Origin of the sequence: Pimelobacter sp. 30-1, assembly GCF_018831735.1 — a bacterium.
Classification (GTDB): Bacteria; Actinomycetota; Actinomycetes; order Propionibacteriales; family Nocardioidaceae; genus Nocardioides.
This window is the reverse complement of the sequence record NZ_NHTS01000006.1, coordinates 246433-267933: the sequence shown is the minus strand read 5'-3', so window position 1 is coordinate 267933 and position 21501 is coordinate 246433. Positions and strand designations below refer to the sequence as shown.

General features: G+C 73.8%; 18 protein-coding genes. 15 read left to right on the top strand and 3 right to left on the bottom strand.

The genetic code is table 11. The features are described from left to right. Positions 1–43: 43 nt before the first annotated feature. Positions 44–1309: a DNA polymerase IV gene (gene dinB / locus CCO04_RS16185; RefSeq protein ID WP_215815167.1), complete on the top strand. Its 1266-nt coding sequence runs from the start codon at positions 44–46 to the stop codon at positions 1307–1309. Between the two features lie 108 nt (positions 1310–1417). Then, a complete protein-coding gene (locus tag CCO04_RS16180) occupies positions 1418–1873 on the top strand; it encodes a DUF3040 domain-containing protein (protein ID WP_215815166.1) in 456 nt (151 codons plus the stop codon). A gap of 226 nt (positions 1874–2099) precedes the next feature. Here the strand turns inward: CCO04_RS16180 and CCO04_RS16175 are convergent, their stop codons facing one another. Genes CCO04_RS16175 through CCO04_RS16165 form a run of 3 tightly spaced genes read right to left on the bottom strand, consistent with a single transcriptional unit; the run spans position 2100 to position 6713 of the window. Then, positions 2100–4469, bottom strand: coding sequence for a DUF3488 and transglutaminase-like domain-containing protein (locus CCO04_RS16175; RefSeq protein ID WP_215815165.1), 2370 nt, complete (start codon positions 4467–4469; stop codon positions 2100–2102). Beyond that, entirely contained in the window at positions 4466–5692 is a 1227-nt protein-coding gene (locus CCO04_RS16170; RefSeq protein ID WP_215815164.1) for a DUF58 domain-containing protein, read from the bottom strand. Before CCO04_RS16170 ends, CCO04_RS16175 begins: the two co-directional genes overlap by 4 nt. A 16-nt stretch (positions 5693–5708) precedes the next feature. After that, entirely contained in the window at positions 5709–6713 is a 1005-nt protein-coding gene (locus CCO04_RS16165; RefSeq protein ID WP_215815163.1) for a MoxR family ATPase, read from the bottom strand. Between the two features lie 459 nt (positions 6714–7172). On the opposite strand from CCO04_RS16165, the gene mraZ reads away from it, so the two are divergent. From mraZ to CCO04_RS16100, 13 genes are all read left to right on the top strand, one after another. Beyond that, positions 7173–7586: a division/cell wall cluster transcriptional repressor MraZ gene (gene mraZ, locus CCO04_RS16160; protein ID WP_374197009.1), complete on the top strand. Its 414-nt coding sequence runs from the start codon at positions 7173–7175 to the stop codon at positions 7584–7586. 280 nt (positions 7587–7866) lie between these two features. Further along, the gene (locus CCO04_RS16155; RefSeq protein WP_215815161.1) at positions 7867–8022 is read left to right on the top strand and encodes a hypothetical protein; all 156 of its coding nucleotides are present in this window, start codon (positions 7867–7869) and stop codon (positions 8020–8022) included. 1 nt (position 8023) lies between these two features. Beyond that, positions 8024–8998, top strand: coding sequence for a 16S rRNA (cytosine(1402)-N(4))-methyltransferase RsmH (gene rsmH, locus CCO04_RS16150; RefSeq protein WP_215815160.1), 975 nt, complete (start codon positions 8024–8026; stop codon positions 8996–8998). After that, a complete protein-coding gene (locus CCO04_RS16145) occupies positions 8998–9537 on the top strand; it encodes a hypothetical protein (protein ID WP_215815159.1) in 540 nt (179 codons plus the stop codon). Before rsmH ends, CCO04_RS16145 begins: the two co-directional genes overlap by 1 nt. Positions 9538–9610: 73 nt before the next feature. Then, positions 9611–11434 carry a penicillin-binding protein 2 gene (locus tag CCO04_RS16140; RefSeq protein WP_252373349.1) on the top strand — a complete coding sequence of 608 codons (1824 nt, stop codon included), beginning with the start codon at positions 9611–9613 and terminating at the stop codon, positions 11432–11434. Positions 11435–11487: 53 nt separating this feature from the next. Next, positions 11488–12960: a UDP-N-acetylmuramoyl-L-alanyl-D-glutamate--2,6-diaminopimelate ligase gene (locus CCO04_RS16135; protein ID WP_252373430.1), complete on the top strand. Its 1473-nt coding sequence runs from the start codon at positions 11488–11490 to the stop codon at positions 12958–12960. Then, entirely contained in the window at positions 12957–14327 is a 1371-nt protein-coding gene (murF, locus tag CCO04_RS16130) for a UDP-N-acetylmuramoyl-tripeptide--D-alanyl-D-alanine ligase (RefSeq protein ID WP_215815158.1), read from the top strand. The genes CCO04_RS16135 and murF overlap by 4 nt, the downstream gene beginning before the upstream one ends. Continuing rightward, entirely contained in the window at positions 14324–15394 is a 1071-nt protein-coding gene (gene mraY / locus CCO04_RS16125) for a phospho-N-acetylmuramoyl-pentapeptide-transferase (RefSeq protein ID WP_215815157.1), read from the top strand. Before murF ends, mraY begins: the two co-directional genes overlap by 4 nt. Next, the gene (gene murD, locus CCO04_RS16120; RefSeq protein WP_308281277.1) at positions 15376–16866 is read left to right on the top strand and encodes a UDP-N-acetylmuramoyl-L-alanine--D-glutamate ligase; all 1491 of its coding nucleotides are present in this window, start codon (positions 15376–15378) and stop codon (positions 16864–16866) included. Before mraY ends, murD begins: the two co-directional genes overlap by 19 nt. An 88-nt stretch (positions 16867–16954) precedes the next feature. After that, a complete protein-coding gene (gene ftsW, locus CCO04_RS16115; RefSeq protein ID WP_308281275.1) occupies positions 16955–18214 on the top strand; it encodes a putative lipid II flippase FtsW in 1260 nt (419 codons plus the stop codon). 9 nt (positions 18215–18223) lie between these two features. Then, positions 18224–19321, top strand: coding sequence for an undecaprenyldiphospho-muramoylpentapeptide beta-N-acetylglucosaminyltransferase (murG, locus tag CCO04_RS16110; RefSeq protein ID WP_215815155.1), 1098 nt, complete (start codon positions 18224–18226; stop codon positions 19319–19321). Beyond that, positions 19318–20724 (top strand): UDP-N-acetylmuramate--L-alanine ligase, encoded by a 1407-nt coding sequence (gene murC / locus CCO04_RS16105; protein WP_215815154.1) that lies wholly within the window; start codon positions 19318–19320, stop codon positions 20722–20724. The genes murG and murC overlap by 4 nt, the downstream gene beginning before the upstream one ends. Next, on the top strand, positions 20717–21481 hold the full coding sequence (locus CCO04_RS16100) for a cell division protein FtsQ/DivIB (RefSeq protein ID WP_215815153.1): 765 nt from the start codon (positions 20717–20719) through the stop codon (positions 21479–21481). The genes murC and CCO04_RS16100 overlap by 8 nt, the downstream gene beginning before the upstream one ends. Positions 21482–21501: the final 20 nt, after the last annotated feature.

Genomic DNA, 21501 nt, shown 5'->3' with positions numbered 1-21501 from the left:
CCCGCCCCGGCCTCAGGCCCGGCCCTCGTCCGGGGTCGCGCCGATGACCGGGGCCAGCGACGGCGCCGAGACCGAGCGCGCACCCGAGCGCGCACCCGAGCCGGCGCCGGTGCGCTGCCCGATCCTGCACGTCGACATGGACGCCTTCTACGCGTCGGTGATGATCCGCGACCGCCCCGAGCTCCAGCACGTGCCGGTCGTGGTCGGCGGCGGCCACCGCGGCGTGGTGCTCTCGGCCAACTACCCGGCGCGGGCCTACGGCATCCGCTCGGGCATGTCCGGCACCGAGGCCCAGCGGCTGTGCCCGGGCGCGATCACCGTGCCGCCCGACTTCAGCGTGCTCACGCCGGTGTCCAAGGCGATCATGGAGACCTTCCGCACGGTGACCCCCGTGGTCGAGGTGACCTCCCTCGACGAGGCCTTCCTCGACGTGCGCGGCGCGGTCCGGCTGTTCGGCCCGCCCGAGGCGATCGCCGAGCGGATCCGCGCGACCATCCGCGCCGAGCACGGCATCGCCTGCTCGGTCGGCATCGCCGCCTCCGTCTCGGTCGCCAAGCTTGCCAGTCGCCAGGCCAAGCCCGACGGCGTCCGGGTGATCAGCCCCGACCGGTTCGTGGCCGAGGTCCACCCGCTCGACGTGGGGGTCCTCTACGGCGTCGGCGAGGCGACCCGGCAGCGCCTGCACCGGATCGGGCTGATCACGGTGGGCGACGTCGCCACGTTCTCGCGTGAGCAGCTGCGCCAGATGCTCGGACGTCACCTCGGCGGCCACCTCCACGCCCTGGTGTGGGGCCTGGACCGGACCGAGCTCGTCCCCGGCGGCGCGGGGGTCTTCGGCTTCGGCGAGGGCGAGCCCGAGGGCAGCATGGGCGCCCAGCACACGCTCGCGATCGACCTGCGCGACCGCGCGGCGCTGCGCCGCGAGCTGCTCCGGCTCACCGCCCGGGTCGTGGCCCGGGTCCGCGGCGCCGGACGCCGGGGGCGCACGGTGACCGTGACGGTGCGGTTCACCGACTTCACGACCGTCCAGCGCTCGCGCACCCTCCCGGAGCCGACCGACATCACCCAGGAGGTCTACGCGACCGCCGTACCGCTGCTCGAGGGGCTGCTCGACGACCGCTGCCCCCGCCCGGTCGCGGTCCGCCTGGTCGGCGTCCGGGTCGAGGGACTGCGCCACCGGCGCCCCGGCGACGGCCGCCAGCTCGCCCTCGGCGAGCGCGACCCGGGCTGGTCCGACGCCGACCGCGCGGTCGACCGGGCCACCGACCGCTTCGGTCACGCGGCCGTACGACGGGCCAGCCTGCTCTGATCGGGACCGGCAATTTCGGGGGAGCCCTACCACCGCTGGACCCGGCTGCCTACACTTGGAGGAAGTCAACGGCGGAGCCATTCCGCCTCGCATGTGTCGGAGGAGCCGGTGCCACTCTCGGAAGAGGAGCTGCGTCTGCTGGAGCAGATGGAGCGCGCCCTCAGCGAGGAAGACCCGAAGTTCGCCTCCACCCTGCGCGGAACCACCTTGCGCCAGGCGGCTCGCCGCCGCGCGATCCTCGCCGGCGTCGTCTTCGCCGTCGGTGTCGCGGTGATGATGGGCGGTGCCGTCAGCGGCTACTGGCCCGTCGGCGTGGCCGGCTTCGTGATCATGCTGGCCTCGGCCACCCTGCTGCTGAGCTCCGTACGCGGCCAGCGCGGCGGCGCCGCAGCCCCCTCGGTCTCCTCGCACCCCTCCGGCTTCGGCGTGATCGACGGTGGCCGACGCCACCACCACGGTCGCGGCGGCCACGGTCACAACCGTGGCGGCGGCCGGTCCTCGTCGGGGTTCATGGACAACCTCCAGGCGCGCTGGCGCCGGCGCCGCGACGGCGGCGGCTACTGAGCCTTCCGGCTCGCCGCCTCACGCCTCACCGCCCGCTCGGCAACCCGGCAACCCGGCAGTCCGTCGGCCGCGCCCAGAGCGCGCCGGCCCCTAGGGGCGCGCCGCCGCCCCGCGCGCGGAGGGCGCTGAGAGCTGAGGTGAGCTCAGAGCCGCGCTGCCGGTCTAGGCCGGGCCCGGCCCGCCCGGCGTGCCCGATCGGCGTAGGGCCGCCGGACCGGCGTCAGCCTCAGCGCCGGAGCAGCGCCTGCCACACCGACCGCGGCACCCAGGTTGCCCGCCGCCGCGCCCGCGGCGTGACCCCCGCCTCGAGCGAGGCGACGACCAGGGCGGCGTCGGTGGACAGGGAGGTGTCGGCGCGCTCCAGGGTGGCGACGGCGCCGGGGCGCGCGTAGCGGGCGTGCTCGACGCGGCGGACGAGCCGGTCGAGGGCGTCGGTGGCGTCGGGGGCGACCTCGGGGCCGGTCCGGGGGCGTTCGGGACGCCGGTCCGGGTCGGTGGTGGGGTCGGCGAGGTGGTCGACGAGGACGGTGCTGACCTCGCGCGGGGAGCGGCCGTCGGTCCAGGGGATGCCGAGGTCGCGGGCGGTGGCGCGCAGCTCGGCCCAGGCCTGGTCCGGGTCGCCGGAGGCGAGGCGGTGCTGCCGGTCGCGACGGCGTACGGCGCGCGGCCCGCCGAGGGCGCCCGCAGCGAGCAGCAGCACCAGGAGGCTGATCCCGCCGCCGATGAGGACCGGCGTCGGGATGCCCTGGTCCTGGCCGGCGCCGTCGGCCCCGGTGTCGCGCTCGGGCCGCGGCTTGGCGCTGGGCCGCTGGTTCGGGCCGACGGTGGTGGTGCCGCCCGAGGGAGCCTGGCTGCTCGACGACGGCAGGTCGGTCGGGTCCACGCCGCTGCCCGCGACCGGCACCCGGCTGTAGGCCGGAACGTCCTCGACGCGTCCGCTCGGGGTCGGCTCGAAGCGGACCCAGCCGGCGCCGGCGAAGTACAGCTCGGGCCAGGCGTGGAGGTCGTGGCTGCTGTACTCCCACACGCCGGCGTCGATCTCGGTCGGCTCCAGGAAGCCGACCGCGACCCGGGCGGGGATGCCGAGGGTGCGCGCCATCACGGCCATGGCGGAGGCGTACTGCTCGCAGTAGCCGACCCGGCCGTCGCGGGCCAGGAAGGTCGCGAGGGTCTCGTTGCCGGTGCCGTCCGGGGCGCGGCGCAGGTCGTAGGTGAAGCCGCCGTCCTGGCGGAACCAGCGCTGCAGCAGCAGCGCGCGCTCGTAGTCGTCGCGGGCGGGCTCGGTGACGCTGTCGGCGAGGTTGCGCACGATCGGGGGCACGGTGCCGGGCACGCGGAGCAGCTCGGGAGGGACGTCGTTGGGCTGGGGGTCGCCGAAGAAGCGGCCGTCGGTGCCGTAGTCCGGGTCGATCCCGGTCATCGTGTAGTCGAGGCCCTGGGTGGTGAGCCCGTTGTCGGCGGCGAGGAAGTCCATCGTCGTGGGGTCGAAGCGCCAGTCGCCCTCGGCGTCGACGGCCGCGGCCGGGAACTGGGTGGGCAGCCAGGTCGAGTCGAAGGCGTCGGTGATGGAGACGTCGTAGTCGTAGGTCGTCGTGGGTACGTCGGGGGAGAGCCCCTGGGGGCGGGGGAGCGCACCGTCGGCGACGTCATTGCTCGCCACGTCGCGGTCGCCGCTGCTCCACTCGTCGCCGGTGTAGCGGTTGAGCACCGACACCCGCAGGTACGACGGCGCCGGGTCGTCCGTGCTGATCCGGATCAGCGGCACGTCCCGCCCGCGCTCCAGGTCGCGGCGCATGTCGGCGATGGGCTTGCGGATCCGGATGTCGCCGTCGCCGCTCCCGGTCCCGAGGTCGAGGACGTCGACCGCCAGGACCGGCACGAAGGTGGGCACGACGAGCGCGAGGGCGGTGGCGGTGACGCCGATCCGCCCGGCGCCGGCGCGCATCGCCTCGCGCAGCGGGTTGCCGTGGCGCCACAGGGTGTCGTCCTCGGGGCCGACGGTGCGACCCCAGCGCAGCAGGTGGTCGCGCGACTCGAGGTGGAGCAGCACGAGGAAGCCGGCCGCCGCGGCGGCGAAGCTGCCCCAGCCGGGGCCGGTGTCGAGCAGTCCGCTGGGCACCGAGTAGACGGCGAGCAGGACCAGTCCGGCGATCGGCACCCGGTGGTAGGTGCAGGCGATGATGTCGACGAGCACGATGAACAGCGCGCCGAGCACGACCAGGAGCGGCCAGACCGGCGGGACGCTGGCGCTGATCGGGGCGGCGTACTGGCGGGCGGAGTCGAGGGAGGTCTCGACCGCGTGCCACAGCTCGGTGCCCGCCCCGCCCAGGGGCAGGAGGGCGCCGGTGATCTCGCGGGTGACCAGGACGGTGCCGAGGAGCACCTGGGCGAGCGCGGTGACCCAGCGCGGCGCACCGACCCAGCGCAGGACGGCGCCGAGCAGGGCGACGAGGACGGCGAGCACGGCGAGCGGTCCGAGATAGCTGCCGCGCTCGACGACGAAGCCGTGCCACGAGGTCAGTGCCGCCCAGGCGGTGAGCGCGGCGACGACGCTGACCAGCAGGGTGGGGCCGATCGGCCCGCGGTGCGGGCTCATCGGGCGCCCCCTCCGCGGACGGGGGAGCGGCCGAGGTCGCGCCAGGCGGTGTCGAGGCTGTCGCGCGGGCCGAGCCCGGTCGCGCGCCACGACATCGAGAGCAGGGGAGCGGCGGCCGCGGCGGGCCCGGGGCCGACCCGGGACGGCGACCACTGCTCGACGTCGAGGACCAGCGCGAGCGCGGTCCCGGCGTCGTGACGGATGCGGCGCAGCGACGCGGTGTCGTTGGGCAGGAAGCCTCCGAGCACGGCGACGACCACGCCGCCGCGCGCCTGCTCGCCGGACCAGCCGACCTCGAGCGTGGCCCGGTGGCTGAGGTCGAGCACGGCGAGCCGCTCCAGCGCATCCTCGGCGCCGTCGGCGGCCGCGCCGTCGGCCGCCGCCAGGCGTACGGCGTACCCGTGCTGCTCGAGGTGGACCGCGACGGACGCGGCGGTGATGATCGCGGCCTCCAGGCTGGAGGCGGGTCCCTGGCCGCGGTGGGCCAGGTTGCGGTTGTCGAGCAGGACCGTCGCGTGCGCCTCCCAGGGCTGCTCCTCGCGGCGCACCATCAGCTCGCCGATCCGCGCCGAGCTGCGCCAGTGGACCCGGCGCAGGTCGTCGCCGCGGCGGTACTCGCGCACGCTGACGTCCTCGGACGAGCCCGATGCGAACGCCTGCGGCCGGTGCTCGCCGGCGCCCTGCCAGCCGCCCGACAGTGGGATCGACGGCAGCGGGACGACGCGCGGCGTGACCGTCAGCTGGGCGGTCGTGCCGATCGCCCGGCGCCGCTCGACCAGGCCGAAGGGGTCGACCAGCCGCGCGACGAGCGGGCCCACGACGTAGCGGCCGCGGATGTCGGAGCGCACCGGGTACGACACGGTCCGCTCCCACTGCCCGCCCAGACCCTGGAGCACGAAGCGGGCCCGGCCGCCGAGCGCGTAGGGGAGCGTGTCCTCGATGAGGAGGGCGCCGTCGGAGCGCTTGCGCTCGCTGGCGATCGTCAGGTCGATCCGTGCGGACTCACCCGCGCGCAGGAGCCGTGGCCAGACGGTCCGGCTGACCGTGGGGTCGTGCTTGCGGCGCGAGACCACCAGCGCGGCCAGCAGCGGCAGCGTCGCGATCAGCACGCCCACCCGGGTCAGCGCCGGCTGGCCGAAGACGACCGCGCACAGGATCGCGGTGATCCCCGCCGCGACGAACGCGCGGCCGCGGAGCGTCAGGGACGACAGGGCACGGCGCACGGACCGGGACCTCCCCTCACGCGGAAGGATCGGGTACCGGCACCTGGGCGGCGATCCCGTCCAGGATGCCGGCCAGGCTGCGACCACCCACGGCGGCCTCGGCGCTGGGCAGGAGGCGGTGGGCGAGGACCGGCTGGACCAGCGCCCGCAGGTCGTCGGGGATCACGTAGTCACGGTGGTGCAGCGCCGCGCGCGCCTTGGCGGCGCGGACCAGGTGGAGCGTGGCGCGCGGCGAGGCGCCCAGCACCAGCTCGGGGCTGGACCGGGTCGCGGAGGTCAGCGCGACGGCGTACCGCTGGACGGCGTCGGCGACGTGCACCTGCGCGACGATCCCGCACAGCTTGCGGATCTCGGCGCTGTCGGTGACCGGCTCCAGGTCGTCGAGCGGGCTGACGGCGCCGTGGTTGGCCAGCATCGCGATCTCGGCCGCCGGCACCGGGTACCCGATCGACACGCGCGCCATGAAGCGGTCGCGCTGGGCCTCGGGCAGCGGGTAGGTGCCCTCCATCTCGACCGGGTTCTGGGTCGCGATCACCATGAACGGCGTGTCGAGGTGGTAGGTCACGTTGTCGACGGTCACCTGGCGCTCGGCCATGCACTCCAGCAGCGCCGACTGGGTCTTGGGCGAGGCCCGGTTGATCTCGTCGCCGATCACCACGTTGGCGAACACGCCGCCCGGCCGGAACTCGAACTCCCGAGTCGACTGGTTGAACACCGAGACGCCCGTGATGTCGGAGGGCAGCAGGTCCGGCGTGAACTGGATGCGCCGCACCGTCGAGTCGACGCTGCGCGCCAGCGCCTTGCTCAGCATCGTCTTGCCGACGCCGGGCACGTCCTCGAGCAGCAGGTGACCCTCGGCGAGCAGGACGACGATCGCCGCGGCCACCACGTCGCTCTTGCCCTCGATGACCTTCTCGACGTTCGCCTGGATGCGGCCGGCGACGCGCGCGACCGTGTCGACGTCGGTGCTCCCGGTCGGTACCGGGGCAGGGGCGCTGGTCGACGACTCCACGGAACTCATCCTTCTCCTGCGGCTACGGGCTTCCCGGCGGTGGTGCCGGGGTGGAGCAAACCCTAGATCAGCGTGCCCAACTCGGGGGCTGCTGTCACCTACCTCGCGGGTGCCGGGGCGAAGTGCGGGGGTTGCTGGTCCGACGTGCGCGGGTTGCGGAGGCAACCGCCGTCCCTCGCCGCAGCAGCTCCCGCACCTCGTCCCAGCGACCCGCGCACCTCGTGGGGTGGGGTGGGGCGCGCGCCACGCCCGGGCGGCATTTCTCCCCACTGGCGCTCCACTCCTCCTCCACCCCGCTCCACCAGCGCGTTCAGACGTCTGACCTGCGGGTTTTCGGGCGCGGGGGAGCGAAACGACCGCCGAAACGGGGTGTTCGGTGGTTGACGGTGGAGGAAAGTGGAGTACTGTGGGGGAAAGTGGAGGAAAGGTGATCCACGTCGACCGGCTGGGGGGTGCCCGATGCTCTTCATGGGCACCTACACCCCGAAGCTCGACGACAAGGGCCGCCTCTTCCTCCCGGCGAAGTTCAGGGATCGACTGGCGGAGGGCCTCGTGGTCACACAGGGACAGGACAAGTGCCTCGTCGTCTGGCCGACCGATGTCTTCGCCGACGAGGCCGAGCGGGCAGCCGCCCGGCCGATGACCAACCGCGCCGCCCGGCGCTACGCACGGGTCCTCTTCGCCGGTGGCGACGAGAGCACCCCTGACAAGCAGGGCCGGGTCGGTATCCCGGCCCACCTCCGGGAGTACGCCGGACTCGAGCGCGACGTGGTCGTGATCGGGGTCCGGGACCGCCTGGAGATCTGGAACCCGGCCGCGTGGCGCGAGTTCCAGCTCGAGGCGCTGGAGGAGTTCGCCGACCTCGACGAGGACGACGACTAGTCACCGCCCCGGCCGGGACGCCCGGCCACCAGCAGCAGCACTGACAACAGAACAGCGGATCCGCAGGACGAGGTCTCAGCCCGCTCCCGCTCCCGACAGCTCCGGTGCCACACCTCCTGTGACACCTTCCCCGGCCACAGGCGGGGCAGCACCCGAGCATCCCGCCTTCTGGGGCACCTTCCCCGGCACCAGACGGCACCCGAACAACGCCGGCGCGGGAGCGGGCAGGGACCTGGCTCTGCGGATCCGTTCCATTTCCCAGGGTCGAGGGGTCGAAATCATGAGGGTCGTACGCACGCTTCCGCCGGAGGTCTCCTCCGGCGAGCCTCGTGTGCGCGAGCTGGCGCGGGACGCCCTCACGTTGATGGCGTTCTCCGCGGCGGTCTCCGTCGGGTGCGCGTGCCTGTTCCTCCTCACCCACCTCGCCGGGCGCTGACATGAGCAGCCCCCGCCACGTCCCCGTCCTGCTGGACCGGGTCGTCGCCCTGCTGGCGCCCGCGCTCGAGCGTGAGGGCGCCGTGCTCGTCGACTGCACGCTCGGTCTCGGTGGGCACACCGAGGCGGTCCTGCAGCGGCTGCCGCAGGCGCGCGTGATCGGTATCGACCGCGACCCGCAGGCGCTGGCGATGAGCCGGGAGCGGCTCGCGCCGTTCGGTGAGCGGTTCACCGGCGTCCAGGCCGTGTACGACGAGATCGCCGACGTGATCGCCGGCCAGGGGCTGAGCGAGGTCGACGCCGTGCTGTTCGACCTCGGCGTCTCCTCGATGCAGCTCGACCTGCCCGAGCGCGGCTTCGCGTACGCCGTGGACGCGCCGCTCGACATGCGGATGGGGAGCACCGGGCCGACCGCGGCCGACGTGCTCAACACCTACAGCGCCGCCGAGCTCACCCGCATCCTCAAGGAGTACGGCGAGGAGAAGATGGCGCGCCGGATCGCCGACGCCGTCGTGCGGGAGCGGGAGAAGGAGCCGTTCACCAGCTCCGGGCGCCTGGTCGCCCTCCTGTACGACGCCATCCCGGCCCCCGCGCGCCGCACCGGCGGGCACCCGGCCAAGCGCACCTTCCAGGCGCTGCGGATGGAGGTCAACGACGAGCTGCGGGTGCTGCAGCGCGCGATGCCCGCCGCGGTCGAGGCGATCGGGGTCGGCGGCCGGGTGGTCGTCGAGTCCTACCACTCGCTCGAGGACCGGCTGGTCAAGCGGACGTTCGCCGCCGCCACCCGGCTCGACGTCCCCGACGACCTGCCGTTCGTGCCCGAGGGGGCCGAGCCGTCGTACCGGCTCGTCACCCGGGGGGCCGAGCAGGCCAACGAGGAGGAGATCGAGGAGAACCCTCGGGCCGCCTCCGTCCGACTTCGCGCCGTCGAGCGCATCCGTCCGAGCAACGCATCGATCGGCAGGGGGACCCACTGATGTCGAGCACCGCACCACAGCCCAGGAACCGGCTCCCGCACGTCGCACCGCGGCTGGCCCAGGCCGCGCTCCAGCGCGCCCGGCTCAGCGTGGTGCCGCGGCGCCGCTCGCGCGCGCCCCGGATGCCCTTCGTCGCCTTCGTCAGCGTGATCCTGCTGGCCGGCGTGATCGGGCTGCTCCTCTTCAACACCTCGATGCAGCAGGCCTCGTTCCGCGAGACCGCGCTGGAGCGGCAGGCCACCGACCTCGGCGTCCAGCAGGAGGCCCTGGAGATGGACCTGCAGACCCTCGACAACCAGGAGCGGGTGGCCGCGGCCGCCGAGAAGCTCGGCATGGTGATCCCGTCCACGCCGGCCGGGGTGCTGCACCTCGGCTCGGGCCGGATCACGGGCAAGCCGACCCCGGCCAGCGGTGCCGACCGGCTCCCGCTGCGGATGCCCGGGCCGCGCAAGCCCGCCTCGCTGGACCCCAAGCAGGTGACGGTGCGGACCGGCACGGCCGAGACGCCCGCGAACGGCGCGCCCAACCGCGATCGCTGACCGTCTCGCCGTAAGTTGGTGGTCCCCGCCTTCCGCGACCCGAGAGTGACCGAGAGCGACCAGAGAGCGACCGTTGAGCCGACCGAAGACCAGCCGTCTCCTGCGCCGTACCGGTGAGGTCCGGCGCGGCTCGCCGCACCGCCGGATGCAGATCGGGTTCCTGATCATCGCGATGGTGCTCTCGGTGTTCGCCGCGCGCCTGGTCCAGCTCCAGGGCGTCGACCCGCGCTCGTACGCCCAGATGGCCGCCGCCGAGGGCACCACCAACGTGGTGCTCCCGGCGACCCGCGGCGAGATCGTCGACCGCAAGGGCCGTCCGCTCGCCGAGAGCGTCGACGGGCGGATGATCGTCGCCGACCCCAAGGTGACCAGCAAGGTCGCCCCCGAGCTGGCCACGATCCTGGCCGACAGGCTGGGCATCGACTACTTCGAGGCGCTCAAGCGGCTGCGCGCCGAGGGCAGCCGGTTCGAGTACCTCGCCCGCCAGGTCCCGGCGAGCAAGGCCGAGCAGGTCGTCGACGAGATCCGCGAGCAGTTCAAGGACGACAAGGGCAACCCGTTCTCCGGTCTGTCCGTACGCCGCGACCCGCTGCGGGTCTACCCGAGCCGCTCGGTCGCGGCCAACCTGCTCGGGTTCCTCGGGACGCCGACCAACAAGGGCGCTGCCCAGCCGCTCGCCGGGCTCGAGGCCTCGTTCAACAAGTACCTCTCGGGCAAGGACGGCAAGGCTCGCTTCACCCGCGGCGCCGGCAACCAGATCCCGCTCGGCGACAACACGATCACCCCGGCGGTCGACGGCAAGCTGCTGCGGCTGACGATCGACAGCGACCTGCAGTTCTACACCCAGCGGGTGCTGCAGAAGACCGTCGTCGGGGCGGGCGGCGAGTCGGGCATCGCCGTGGTCATGGACAGCCGCACCGGTGAGGTGCTGGCGCTGGCCGACTACCCGACGTACGACGCGTCGGACCCCTATCGCAACGCCGGCGACAAGGAGCTCTACAAGTCGGCCGCGCTGACCGACGTCTACGAGCCGGGCTCGGTCGAGAAGGTGCTCACCATGAGCGCCCTCATCGACGCCGGGCTCGCCTACAAGGACCAGAAGTTCAAGGTCCCGCCCAAGCTCTTCCGCCAGGACAAGCCGATCGGCGACTACTGGGACCACCCCACGCTCAAGCTGACCCTGGCCGGCATCCTGGCCAAGTCCTCCAACATCGGCACCGTGCTCGCTGCCGACCAGTTCAAGAACGGCCAGCTGCGCCAGTACCTCCAGCGCTTCGGGCTCGGTAGCCGCACCGGCGTCGGCCTCGCCGGCGAGACCAACGGCCTCCTGCCCCAGGGTGCGGCGTGGACCTCCCAGGTCGGCGACCGCATCGCCTTCGGCCAGTCGCTCTCGGTCAACGCCCTGCAGATGGCGGCCGCGGTCAACACGATCGCCAACGGCGGCGTGCGGATCGACCCCAGCCTGGTGCGCGGCTCGGCGACCACCGACGGTGGCGCGAGCGTCGGCACCGACAACGCGACCACCCGCCGGGTGATCAGCGAGAAGGCCGCGCACGAGACGATGCTCATGATGGAGCGCGTGGTCGACCCCGACGCCGGCGTCGCCCCCAAGGCGGCGATCCCCGGCTACCGGGTCGCGGGCAAGACCGGAACCGCCCAGCGCGTCGGCGACGACGGCCGCGGGTACGACGGCTCGACCACCGTCTCCTTCGCCGGCTTCGCGCCGGCCGACGAGCCCCGCTTCACCGTCTACATCGTGGTGCACAAGCCGCGCGCGGGCAGCGGCGGTGGCAGCACCGCGGGCCCGGCCTTCGCCGAGCTGATGAGCTACACGCTGCGCCGCTACGGCGTGGCGCCGACCGGGGCCAAGCCCAACCAGACGCCGGTGACGTGGTGAGTGCCCCGGACCCCACCCTCGCCGCGCGCCCCGCGCACCCGCCCGCCACGCCCCTGGTGGACGTGGCCCGGGCGCTGGGCCTGGCGGGGGCCTACCCGGACGTCGCCGTCACCGGGATCACCCTCGACTCGCGCCGGGTCCGCCCCGGCGACCTGTACGCCGGCCTGGCCGGCGCCCGCGCCCACGGCGCGCGCTTCGCCGTCCAGGCGGCCGAGTCGGGCGCGGTCGCGATCCTCACCGATGCCGAGGGAGCCGCGCTGGCGCGTGACTCGGGCCTGCCCGCGCTCGTCGTGGCCCACCCCCGTGCGGTGCTGGGGGAGACCGCGGCGTCGGTCTACGGCCACCCGGCCGCCGCGCTGCGCACCATCGGCGTGACCGGCACCCAGGGCAAGACCACCGTGACCCGGCTGCTCGACGGCGGGCTGCTCGCGGCCGGCGTCCGCAGCGCCGCGATCGGCACGGTCGGCACCCGGATCGCCGGCGAGGAGGTCAAGACCTCCCTCACCACGCCCGAGGCGCCCGACCTGCACGCTCTCTTCGCCCGGATGCGCGAGCTCGACGTGAGCGCCTGCGCGATGGAGGTCTCCAGCCACGCGCTGGTGATGGGCCGGGTCGACGGGGTCGTCTTCGACGTGGCCGTCTTCACCAACCTGGGCCGTGACCACCTCGACTTCCACGCCGACGTCGAGGACTACTTCCAGGCCAAGGCGACGCTCTTCACCCCCGCGCACGCGCGTATCGGGCTGGTCTGCGTCGACGACGAGCACGGCCGCCGGCTGGTGACCGAGGCGTCGGTCCCGATCCGTACCTACGCCGTCGGCGACGACCGCGCCGCCGACTGGACCGTGCGCGAGGTCGTGCTCGGCCCCGACGGGTCCTCCTTCGTCGTGCACGGCCCCGGCGGGGTCCGCGTGCCCGGACGGGTGCCGCTCGCCGGTGAGTTCAACGTCGCCAACGCGCTCGCCGCGATCGCCGCGGCGGCCGAGGCCGGCTTCGACCCGCAGGCGGTCGCCGACGGGATCGCCCGCTCCGGCGGCGTCCCCGGGCGCCTCGAGCGGATCCCCACCGACCGCGACCTGACGGTGGTCGTCGACTACGCCCACAAGCCCGACGCGGTCGACGCCGTCCTGCGCACGCTGCGCCCGGTCACCCGTGGCAGGCTGATCGTCGTGATCGGTGCAGGGGGAGACCGCGACCGCGGCAAGCGCCCGGTGATGGGGGCGATCGCGGCCGAGCTGGCCGACCTCGTCGTCGTCACCGACGACAACCCGCGCACCGAGGACCCCGTCGCGATCCGGGCCGAGGTGCTGGCCGGTGCCCGCACCGGCACCGCCGAGGTCCGCGAGATCGGCGACCGCCGTACGGCGATCGGCGAGGCGCTCGCGCTGGCGGGCGACGGCGACGTCGTCCTGGTCGCCGGCAAGGGCCACGAGACCGGCCAGGAGGTCGCCGGCGTGGTGCACCCGTTCGACGACCGCGAGGTCGTGCGCGAGGTGCTCGCCGAGCTCGCGGGCGGCGCGCGATGATCCCGCTGCGGCTCTCCGAGATCGCGGCCGTCACCGGCGGAACCCTCCACGGCGAGGACGTCACGGTCGCCGGTCCGGCCTACCTCGACAGCCGGGCGCCGGTCGCCGACGGCCTCTTCGTCGCCGTCGTGGGGGAGCGGGTCGACGGCCATGCCTACGCCGACGGCGCGCACGCCGTGCTCGGCAGCCGGCCCACGACCGCGCCCACCGTCGTCGTCGCCGACCCCGTGGTCGCGCTGGGGGTGCTCGCCCGCCACGTGCTCGACCGGCTCGACCCCGTCGTGCTGGCGATGACCGGCTCCCAGGGCAAGACCGGCACCAAGGACTACCTCGCCGCGGTGCTGCGCACGCTCGGCGGCGCCGGGAGCGTCGTGGCGACCACGGCCAACCACAACAACGAGCTCGGCGTCCCCCTGACCGTGCTGCACGCCGACGCCGGGACCCGGCACCTCGTGGTCGAGATGGGCGCGCGCGGCGTGGGCCACATCTCCTACCTGTGCGAGATCGCGCCGCCGCACATCGCCGCGGTGCTCAACGTCGGCACCGCCCACGTCGGCGAGTTCGGCGGACGCGACCAGATCGCCCGGGCCAAGGGCGAGATCGTCGAGGCGCTGCCCGCCGGCGGGACCGCCGTGCTCAACGCCGACGACCCGCTGGTCGCGCCGATGGCGGCGCGGACCGGAGCCGCGGTGATCACCTTCGGCACGTCCGGAGACGTGCGCTGGCACGACGTCCGCCTCGACGAGCGCGGCCGGCCCGGCTTCGTGCTGGTCCACGACGGCGAGTCCCACCCCGTGCAGCTGCGCCAGAGCGGGCTGCACCAGGTCCCCAACGCCGCCGCGGCCGCCGCGATGGCGCTCGCCGCGGGGCTGCCGCTCGCCGACGTCGCCGCGGCGCTGGGCGAGGCCGACGCCGCCTCGCGCTGGCGGATGGAGGTCACCGAGCGCGCCGACGGGCTGGTGCTGGTCAACGACGCCTACAACGCCAACCCCGACTCCATGCGCGCCGCGCTCGAGGCGCTGGTCGCGATCGGGCGCGGGGACACGAGCCGTCCGCGCCGTACGGTCGCGGTGCTGGGCGAGATGCGCGAGCTCGGCGACGAGCACGACGCCGCCCACCGCGCCGTCGGTACGACGGCCGCCGAGCTCGGCGTCGACGTCGTGGTGGTCGTCACCGAAGCGGCCCGCGGCATCGCCGACGGAGCCTCCGGAGGCACCGGTGAGGTGATCGTCACGGCGGGGCGGGACGAAGCCGAGGCCTGGGTGCGGCAGAATGCCGGTCCGGAGGACGTCGTCCTCGTCAAGGCGTCGCGCGGCGTCGCCTTGGAAGTGGTGGCACAGGCGATCCTGGAGGAGACGACGGCGTGAGAGCGATCCTGCTCGGCGGTGGCATCGCCCTGCTGATCTCGCTGCTCGGCACCCGGGTGGCGATCAACGCGTTCACCAAGCTGGGCTACGGCCAGGAGATCCGCGACGACGGACCGACCAGCCACCACACCAAGCGCGGCACGCCCACCATGGGCGGCGTCGTGATCATCCTGGCGGCGGTGGTCGGCTACTTCCTGGCCAAGCTGATCACGATGACCACGCCCAGCGCCTCGGCGCTGCTGCTGCTCTTCCTGTTCGTCGGGATGGGCCTGGTCGGCTTCCTCGACGACTTCATCAAGATCTACAAGCAGCGCAGCCTCGGTCTGCGCAGCAAGGCCAAGATGGCCGGGCAGACCGTGATCGCGCTGGTCTTCGGCTGGTTGGCGCTCTCGCCCTGGCTCGAGGACTCCCACGGCCGCACGCCGGCCAGCGAGAAGGTCTCGTTCCTGCGCGAGCTCGACTGGTTCGTGCTGCCCACGATCCTGGCGATCCTGCTGATCTGGCTCTTCGTCGCGGGCTTCAGCAACGCGGTCAACCTCACCGACGGGCTCGACGGCCTCGCGGCCGGCGCCTCGGTGATGGTCTTCGGCGCCTACACGCTGGTGAACATCTGGCAGAGCAACCAGTTCTGCCAGGAGCAGCCCAGCGCCAGCTGCTACAACGTGCGCGACCCGCTCGACCTGGCGATCATCGCCGCGGCGATCACCGGGGCCTGCTTCGGCTTCCTGTGGTGGAACGCCTCACCGGCCAAGATCTTCATGGGCGACACCGGCTCGCTGGCGCTCGGCAGCGCCCTGGCCGGCTTCGCGATCCTGACCCGGACCGAGCTGCTGCTGGTCATCCTGGGCGGCCTGTTCGTCCTCGAGACGGTCTCGGTGATGATGCAGGTCGGCTTCTTCAAGCTCACCAAGGGCCGGCGGATCTTCCGGATGGCGCCGATCCACCACCACTTCGAGATGCTCGGGTGGGAGCAGGTCACCGTGGTGATCCGGTTCTGGATCATCACCGGCCTCTTCGTCGCCACCGGCCTCGGGATCTTCTACGCCGAGTGGGTGTCGCGACTGTGACGACCGACGTCTCCACGCTCGGGCGCAAGGACTCCTGGGAGGGCGTGCGGGCGGTCGTCGCCGGCTTCGGCACCAGCGGCGCGGCCGCGGTCGACAACCTGCTCCACCTCGGCGCGAGCGTCCACGCGGTCGCCGAGAGCGCGCACCCGCGGATCCTCGAGCGTGCCGAGCTGCTCGAGGTGCTCGGCGCGACCATCGACATCCACGAGGGGGCGACCGCGGCGCTGCCCGAGGAGGCCGACCTGCTCGTCGTCTCGCCGGGCTTCCGGCCCGACGCCCCGATCATCGTGGCGGCGCGCGAGCGCGGCGTACCGGTGTGGGGGGAGGTCGAGCTGGCCTGGCGCCTGCGCGACCCCGACCAGCCCGCCCCGTGGCTGTGCATCACCGGCACCAACGGCAAGACCACGACCGTGCAGATGCTCGACAGCATCCTGCGCGCCGCGGGCCTGCGCAGCGTCGCGGCCGGCAACGTCGGACTGCCGCTGACCGAGGCGGTCATGGACCCCGAGCCCTACGACGTCATCGCAGTCGAGCTGTCGAGCTTCCAGCTCCACTACACCGACTCGATGGCGGCCGAGAGCGCCGTCGTCCTCAACGTCGCCGAGGACCACCTCGACTGGTACGACGGCCCGGCCGGGATGGACGACTACGCCCGCGACAAGGGCCGGATCTACCAGAACGTCGAGCGCGCCTGCGTCTACAACGTCGCCGACGCGGTGACCGAGGACCTGGTCCGCGAGGCCGACGTGGTCGAGGGTGCCCGGGCGATCGGGTTCACCCTCGGGATGCCCGCCGTCGGCATGCTCGGCGTGGTCGAGGACATCCTCGTCGACCGCGCCTTCATCGAGCAGCGCGAATCGAGCGCGGCCGAGCTGTGCACCCTCGACGACCTGGCCTCGACCGCCCCCCACTTCGTCGCCAACGCGCTCGCCGCGGCGGCGCTCGCCCGGGCCCACGGCATCAGCCAGGCCGCGGTGCGCGACGGGCTGCGCGCCTTCCGTCCCGACGGCCACCGGATCGCGGTCGTCGCCGAGCACGACGCGATCACCTGGGTCGACGACTCCAAGGCGACCAACCCCCACGCGGCGGCCTCGTCGCTGGCGGCGTTCGCACCGGTCGTGTGGGTCGCCGGGGGACTGGCCAAGGGGGCGCACTTCGACGACCTCGTGAGCAGCGTGGGGGACCGGCTGCGGGCCGTGGTCCTCATCGGCCGCGACCGCCAGGTGATCGCCGACGCGCTTTCGCGACACGCACCCGATGTGCCGGTGTTCCAGGTCGAGACCCCTGAGACTGGTGGGGCAGTCGGTGACGACCTCATGAGACGGGTCGTGGCGACCGCGGCCGAGGCCGCCCAGCCGGGCGACACCGTGCTGCTGGCGCCGGGATGCGCCTCGATGGACCAGTTCACCGACTACGCCGCACGAGGCGATGCCTTCGCCACCGCGGTACGGGAGCACGTCGGCACGAGCTGAGCAGGACCGGAACGGGAGCGAGGGGGTCGTCATCACCACTGCGAACCCCGAGCGCACCCGGCCGGGTCTCTCTGGTCTCCTGCGCCGCGTGCCGCGCCCGCGGCTGAGCCGGCTGCCCTCGCTCCGCACGCTGCGCGAGGTCCGCTCCAGCAGCACCCGCACCGGGTGGACCCGCACGCTCAAGGACGCGCTCGACCGGCCGCTGACGACGTACTACCTGCTCCTCGGCGCCACCGCCCTGCTGCTCACCATCGGCCTGATCATGGTGCTCAGCGCGTCGAGCGTGTCGTCGTACCGGGCGACGGGGGACTCGTACACGATCGTCAAGCGCCAGGTGATGTGGGTCGCGCTCGGCATCCCGTGCGCGTTCATCGCCTCCCGGGTCTCGATCAAGTGGGTGCGCGGGCTGGCCTACCCGGCGTTCTCGATCTCGTTGATCCTGCTCGGCCTGACCGCGCTCGTCGGCGTCGAGGTCAACGGCAACACCAACTGGCTCGCCCTGGGCCCGGTGCAGATCCAGCCCTCCGAGATCGCCAAGCTCTCCCTGGTCATCTGGGCCAGCCACATCTACGCCAACAAGGAACGCCGCCTCGGCAACCTGCACCAGATGCTGGTGCCGGTGGTGCCCGGGATGATCCTGGCCACCGGCCTGGTCGTGATCGGCCGCGACCTCGGTACGGCGCTCATCTTCTTCGCTCTGCTCGTCGCGATGCTCTGGGTGGTCGGCGCCCCGGCGCGGCTGTTCGTGATGAGCTTCCTCGTGGTCAGCGTCCTCGCGCTGGCGCTGGCCGCGACCAACCCGGTCCGCATGGCGCGCATCTCGAGCTTCACCAACCCCCTGCGCGAGGACATCTACCACTCGACGGGCTGGCAGCCGGCCCACGGTCTCTACGCGATGTCCAGCGGGGGCATCTTCGGCGAGGGCATCGGCGCCAGCCAGCAGAAGTGGGGCTCGCTGCCCGAGGCCCACACCGACTTCATCTTCGCCGTCCTCGGCGAGGAGCTCGGCCTGGTCGGCACGCTGCTGGTGATCGGGCTCTTCCTGGTCATCGCGTACGCCGGCCTGCGGGTCGCGCGCGAGACCACGCAGCCGTTCGTGCGCTACTGCACCTTCGGGATCATGGTCTGGCTGATCGGCCAGATGATGATCAACGTCGGCATGGTGCTCGCCATGCTCCCCGTCATCGGCATCCCCCTGCCCCTGGTCTCCTACGGCGGCTCGAGCCTGCTGCCGACCCTGGCCGCGCTGGGCCTGGTGATCGGCTTCGCCCGGCGCGAACCCGCGGCGGCGCGCGCGCTGGCGCAACGGCGGCGGGCCCGGTCGGCCGGTCTGTCGGCGCGCGGATAGGTTCTCCCCGTGAGGATTCTTCTGGCCGGTGGGGGGACGGCGGGGCACACCTCGCCGCTGCTCGCGACCGCCGACGCGCTGCGCCGACTCGACCCCGACGTCGAGATCACCTGCCTGGGCACGCCCCGGGGCCTGGAGAACAAGGTCGTGCCCGCGGCCGGGTACCCGCTGCGGCTGGTGCCGCCGGTGCCGCTGCCGCGCAAGCCCGGCAAGGACCTCGCCCTGGTGCCCCAGCGGCTGCGCGCCGCGGTCAAGGCGGCCCTCGACGTCGTCGACGACGTCCGGCCCGACGTGATCGTCGGCTACGGCGGCTACGTGTCGATGCCGGCCTACCTCGCCGCGCGCCGGCGCAAGCTGCCCCTGGTCGTGCACGAGCAGAACGCGCTGCCCGGCATCGCCAACAAGTTCGGCGCCCGGATCGCGACCCGGGTCGCGGTGAGCTTCCCCGACACGCCCCTGAAGAAGGCCGAGTACGTCGGTCTGCCCGTGCGCCGGATGATCAGCACCCTCGACCGGGCCGCCCTGCGCGGTGAGGCGCGGGCGTTCTTCGGCCTCGACCCCGAGCTGCCCACGCTCGTGGTGACCGGCGGCTCCCAGGGCGCGCGCCGGCTCAACCAGGCGATCAGCGGCGCCGCCGCGGCGCTCGGCTCGGCCGGGGTCCAGGTGCTCCACGTGATCGGTCCCAACGGCGCCAGCGACCCGAGCTGGTCCGCGCCCGTCGCGACCGGCGTCCCCTACGTCGTGCTGCCGTTCGTCGAGCGGATGGACTACGCCCTGGCCGCCGCCGACCTCATGGTCTGCCGCTCCGGCGCCTCCAGCGTGGTCGAGGCCGCGTCGAGCGGCGTACCGGCGATCTTCGTGCCGCTGCCCATCGGCAACGGCGAGCAGGCGCTCAACGCCCGCCCGGTCGTCGAGGCCGGGGGAGCGCTGCTGGTCGAGGACGCCTCGTTCAGCGCCGACTACGTCGCCGACACCGTCCCCGCGCTGGTCCGCGACGCCGAGCGCCTGGCCCGGATGGGCGCCGCCGCCTCCGAGCTGGTCCCGCGCGACGCCGACGACCAGCTCGCCCGGATCATTCGGGACGTCGCCGCCGGAGCGCGCCGGTGAAGATCCCGGTCCCCGACGAGATCCTTCCCGCCGACCGGCTCGGCCGGGTCCACCTCGTCGGCATCGGCGGCGCGGGTCTCTCGGCCATCGCCCGGTTGATGCACCAGTCCGGCGTCGCGGTCAGCGGCAGCGACGCCCACGACTCCGCGGTCGTCGCGGCGCTGCGCTCCGAGGGGATCACCGTCCACCTCGGCCACGACGCCGCCTACCTCGACGGCGTCGACACGGTCATCGCCACCACGGCCGCCCGCGAGGACAACCCCGAGATCGTCGCCGCGCTCGCGCGGGGACTGCGCCTGTGGCCGCGCTCGGCCGGCCTGCAGTCGGTGCTGCTCGGACGCCGCGTCGTCGCCGTCGGCGGCACCCACGGCAAGACCACGACCACCGCGATGCTCACCGTCGCGCTCCAGGAGGCCGGGCTCGACCCGACCTTCGCCATCGGCGCCGAGGTCGCGAGCCTGGGCACCAACGCCCGGCTCGGCACCGGCGACGTCGCCGTCGTCGAGGCCGACGAGTCCGACGGCGCCTTCCTCGTCTACACCCCCGAGATCGCCGTCGTCACCAACGTCGACGCCGACCACCTCGACCACTGGGGCACGCCCGAGGCCTACGCCGATGCCTTCGCCCGCTTCGTCGAGGGCGCCTCCGCCGGCGCGGTCGTCAACACCGACGACGCCGGCGCCGCCGCCCTGGTCGTCGACGGGACCGGCGTGGCCGGCGCCGGCTTCGCCGAGGGTGCCGCCGTGCGCGGCAGCGAGCTCGTGATGTCCGGCGGTACGACGACCTTCCGGGTCGAGGTCGGCGACGTCGACCTGGGCCGGGTCGAGCTCGGCGTGCCCGGGCGCCACTACGCCCAGGACGCGCTTCTCGCGCTCGCCGTCGGTCTCGACCTCGGGGCCGAGCCGGCCGACCTGGTCCGCGGCCTGGCCCGGCACCGCGGTGCCAAGCGCCGCATGGAGCACGTCGGCACCGCGGCCGGGGTCCGGGTCTACGACTCCTACGCCCACCACCCCAGCGAGATCCGCGGCGACCTCGAGGCCGCCCGCTCGCTGGTGGGTGACGAGGGCCGCCTGGTCGTCTGCTTCCAGCCGCACCTGGTCTCGCGCACCCGGATCTTCGGTGCCGAGATGGGGCACGAGCTCGGCGCGGCCGACGAGGTCGTGCTGCTCGACGTCTACGTCGCCCGCGAGGACCCCGACCCCGCGGTGACCGGTGCGCTGGTGGCCGCCGCGGTGCCGCTGCCGGCGGAGCAGGTGCGCTTCGTGGCCGACCGGTCCGCCGTACTGGAGGTGCTGGGGGGCATCGCCCGCCCCGGCGACCTCGTGCTCACCCTCGGCGCGGGCGATGTCACCACGATCGCGCCCGCCCTGGTCGCTGCCCTCGCGGAGCGGGGCGATGGCTAGGGGCAAGGCCCGCGAGAAGCGGCCGCGCGGCGGGGCCGCCGACACCCTCGAGCGCACCCGCAAGGCCTTCGCCCGGCGCCAGCGCGCCCGGCGCTGGCTGACCTGGCGCTACCTGCTCGCCGCCTTCGTGCTCGTCGGCGCGATCGGGTTCGGCGTCTACGCCCTCTACTTCTCCTCGTGGCTGCGTACCGAGGGGGTCGACCTGGTCGGCAACGCCCAGCTCAGCGACAAGCAGGTCCTCGCCGTCGCCGACGTACCCACCGGGGGACCGCTCGCGACCGTCGACCTCCAGGCGATCGAGCTGCGGGTCAAGGCCCTGGCCACGGTCAAGAGCGTGGACGTCTCGCGCAAGTGGCCCCACCAGGTGCGCATCGTGGTCGTCGAGCGCACCCCGATCGCCGTCCTCGACCGGGGCGACCGGCTCACCAACCTCGACGCCGGCGGCGTCGCCTTCGGGCAGCTGGCCAAGGCCCCGGCCGGACTGCCGCGGGTCAAGATCGGGCCCGGTGCCTCCGGCGACGCGCTGGTCGAGGGCGCCCACGTCGTCGCCGCGCTCGACCCCCAGGTCACCGAGCTCGTCGACTTCGTCGAGGTGCAGACCGTCGACGAGATCCTGCTCCACCTGCGCGACGGCCGCCTGGTGCGCTGGGGGAGTGCGGACCAGGCCGACGACAAGGCCGCGGTGCTGCTCGAGCTGCTCGACCGCAAGGCCCAGGTGTACGACGTCTCGGTCCCCGGAGCCCCGACCACCCGCTAGATCCCACGAAGTGCGGGGGT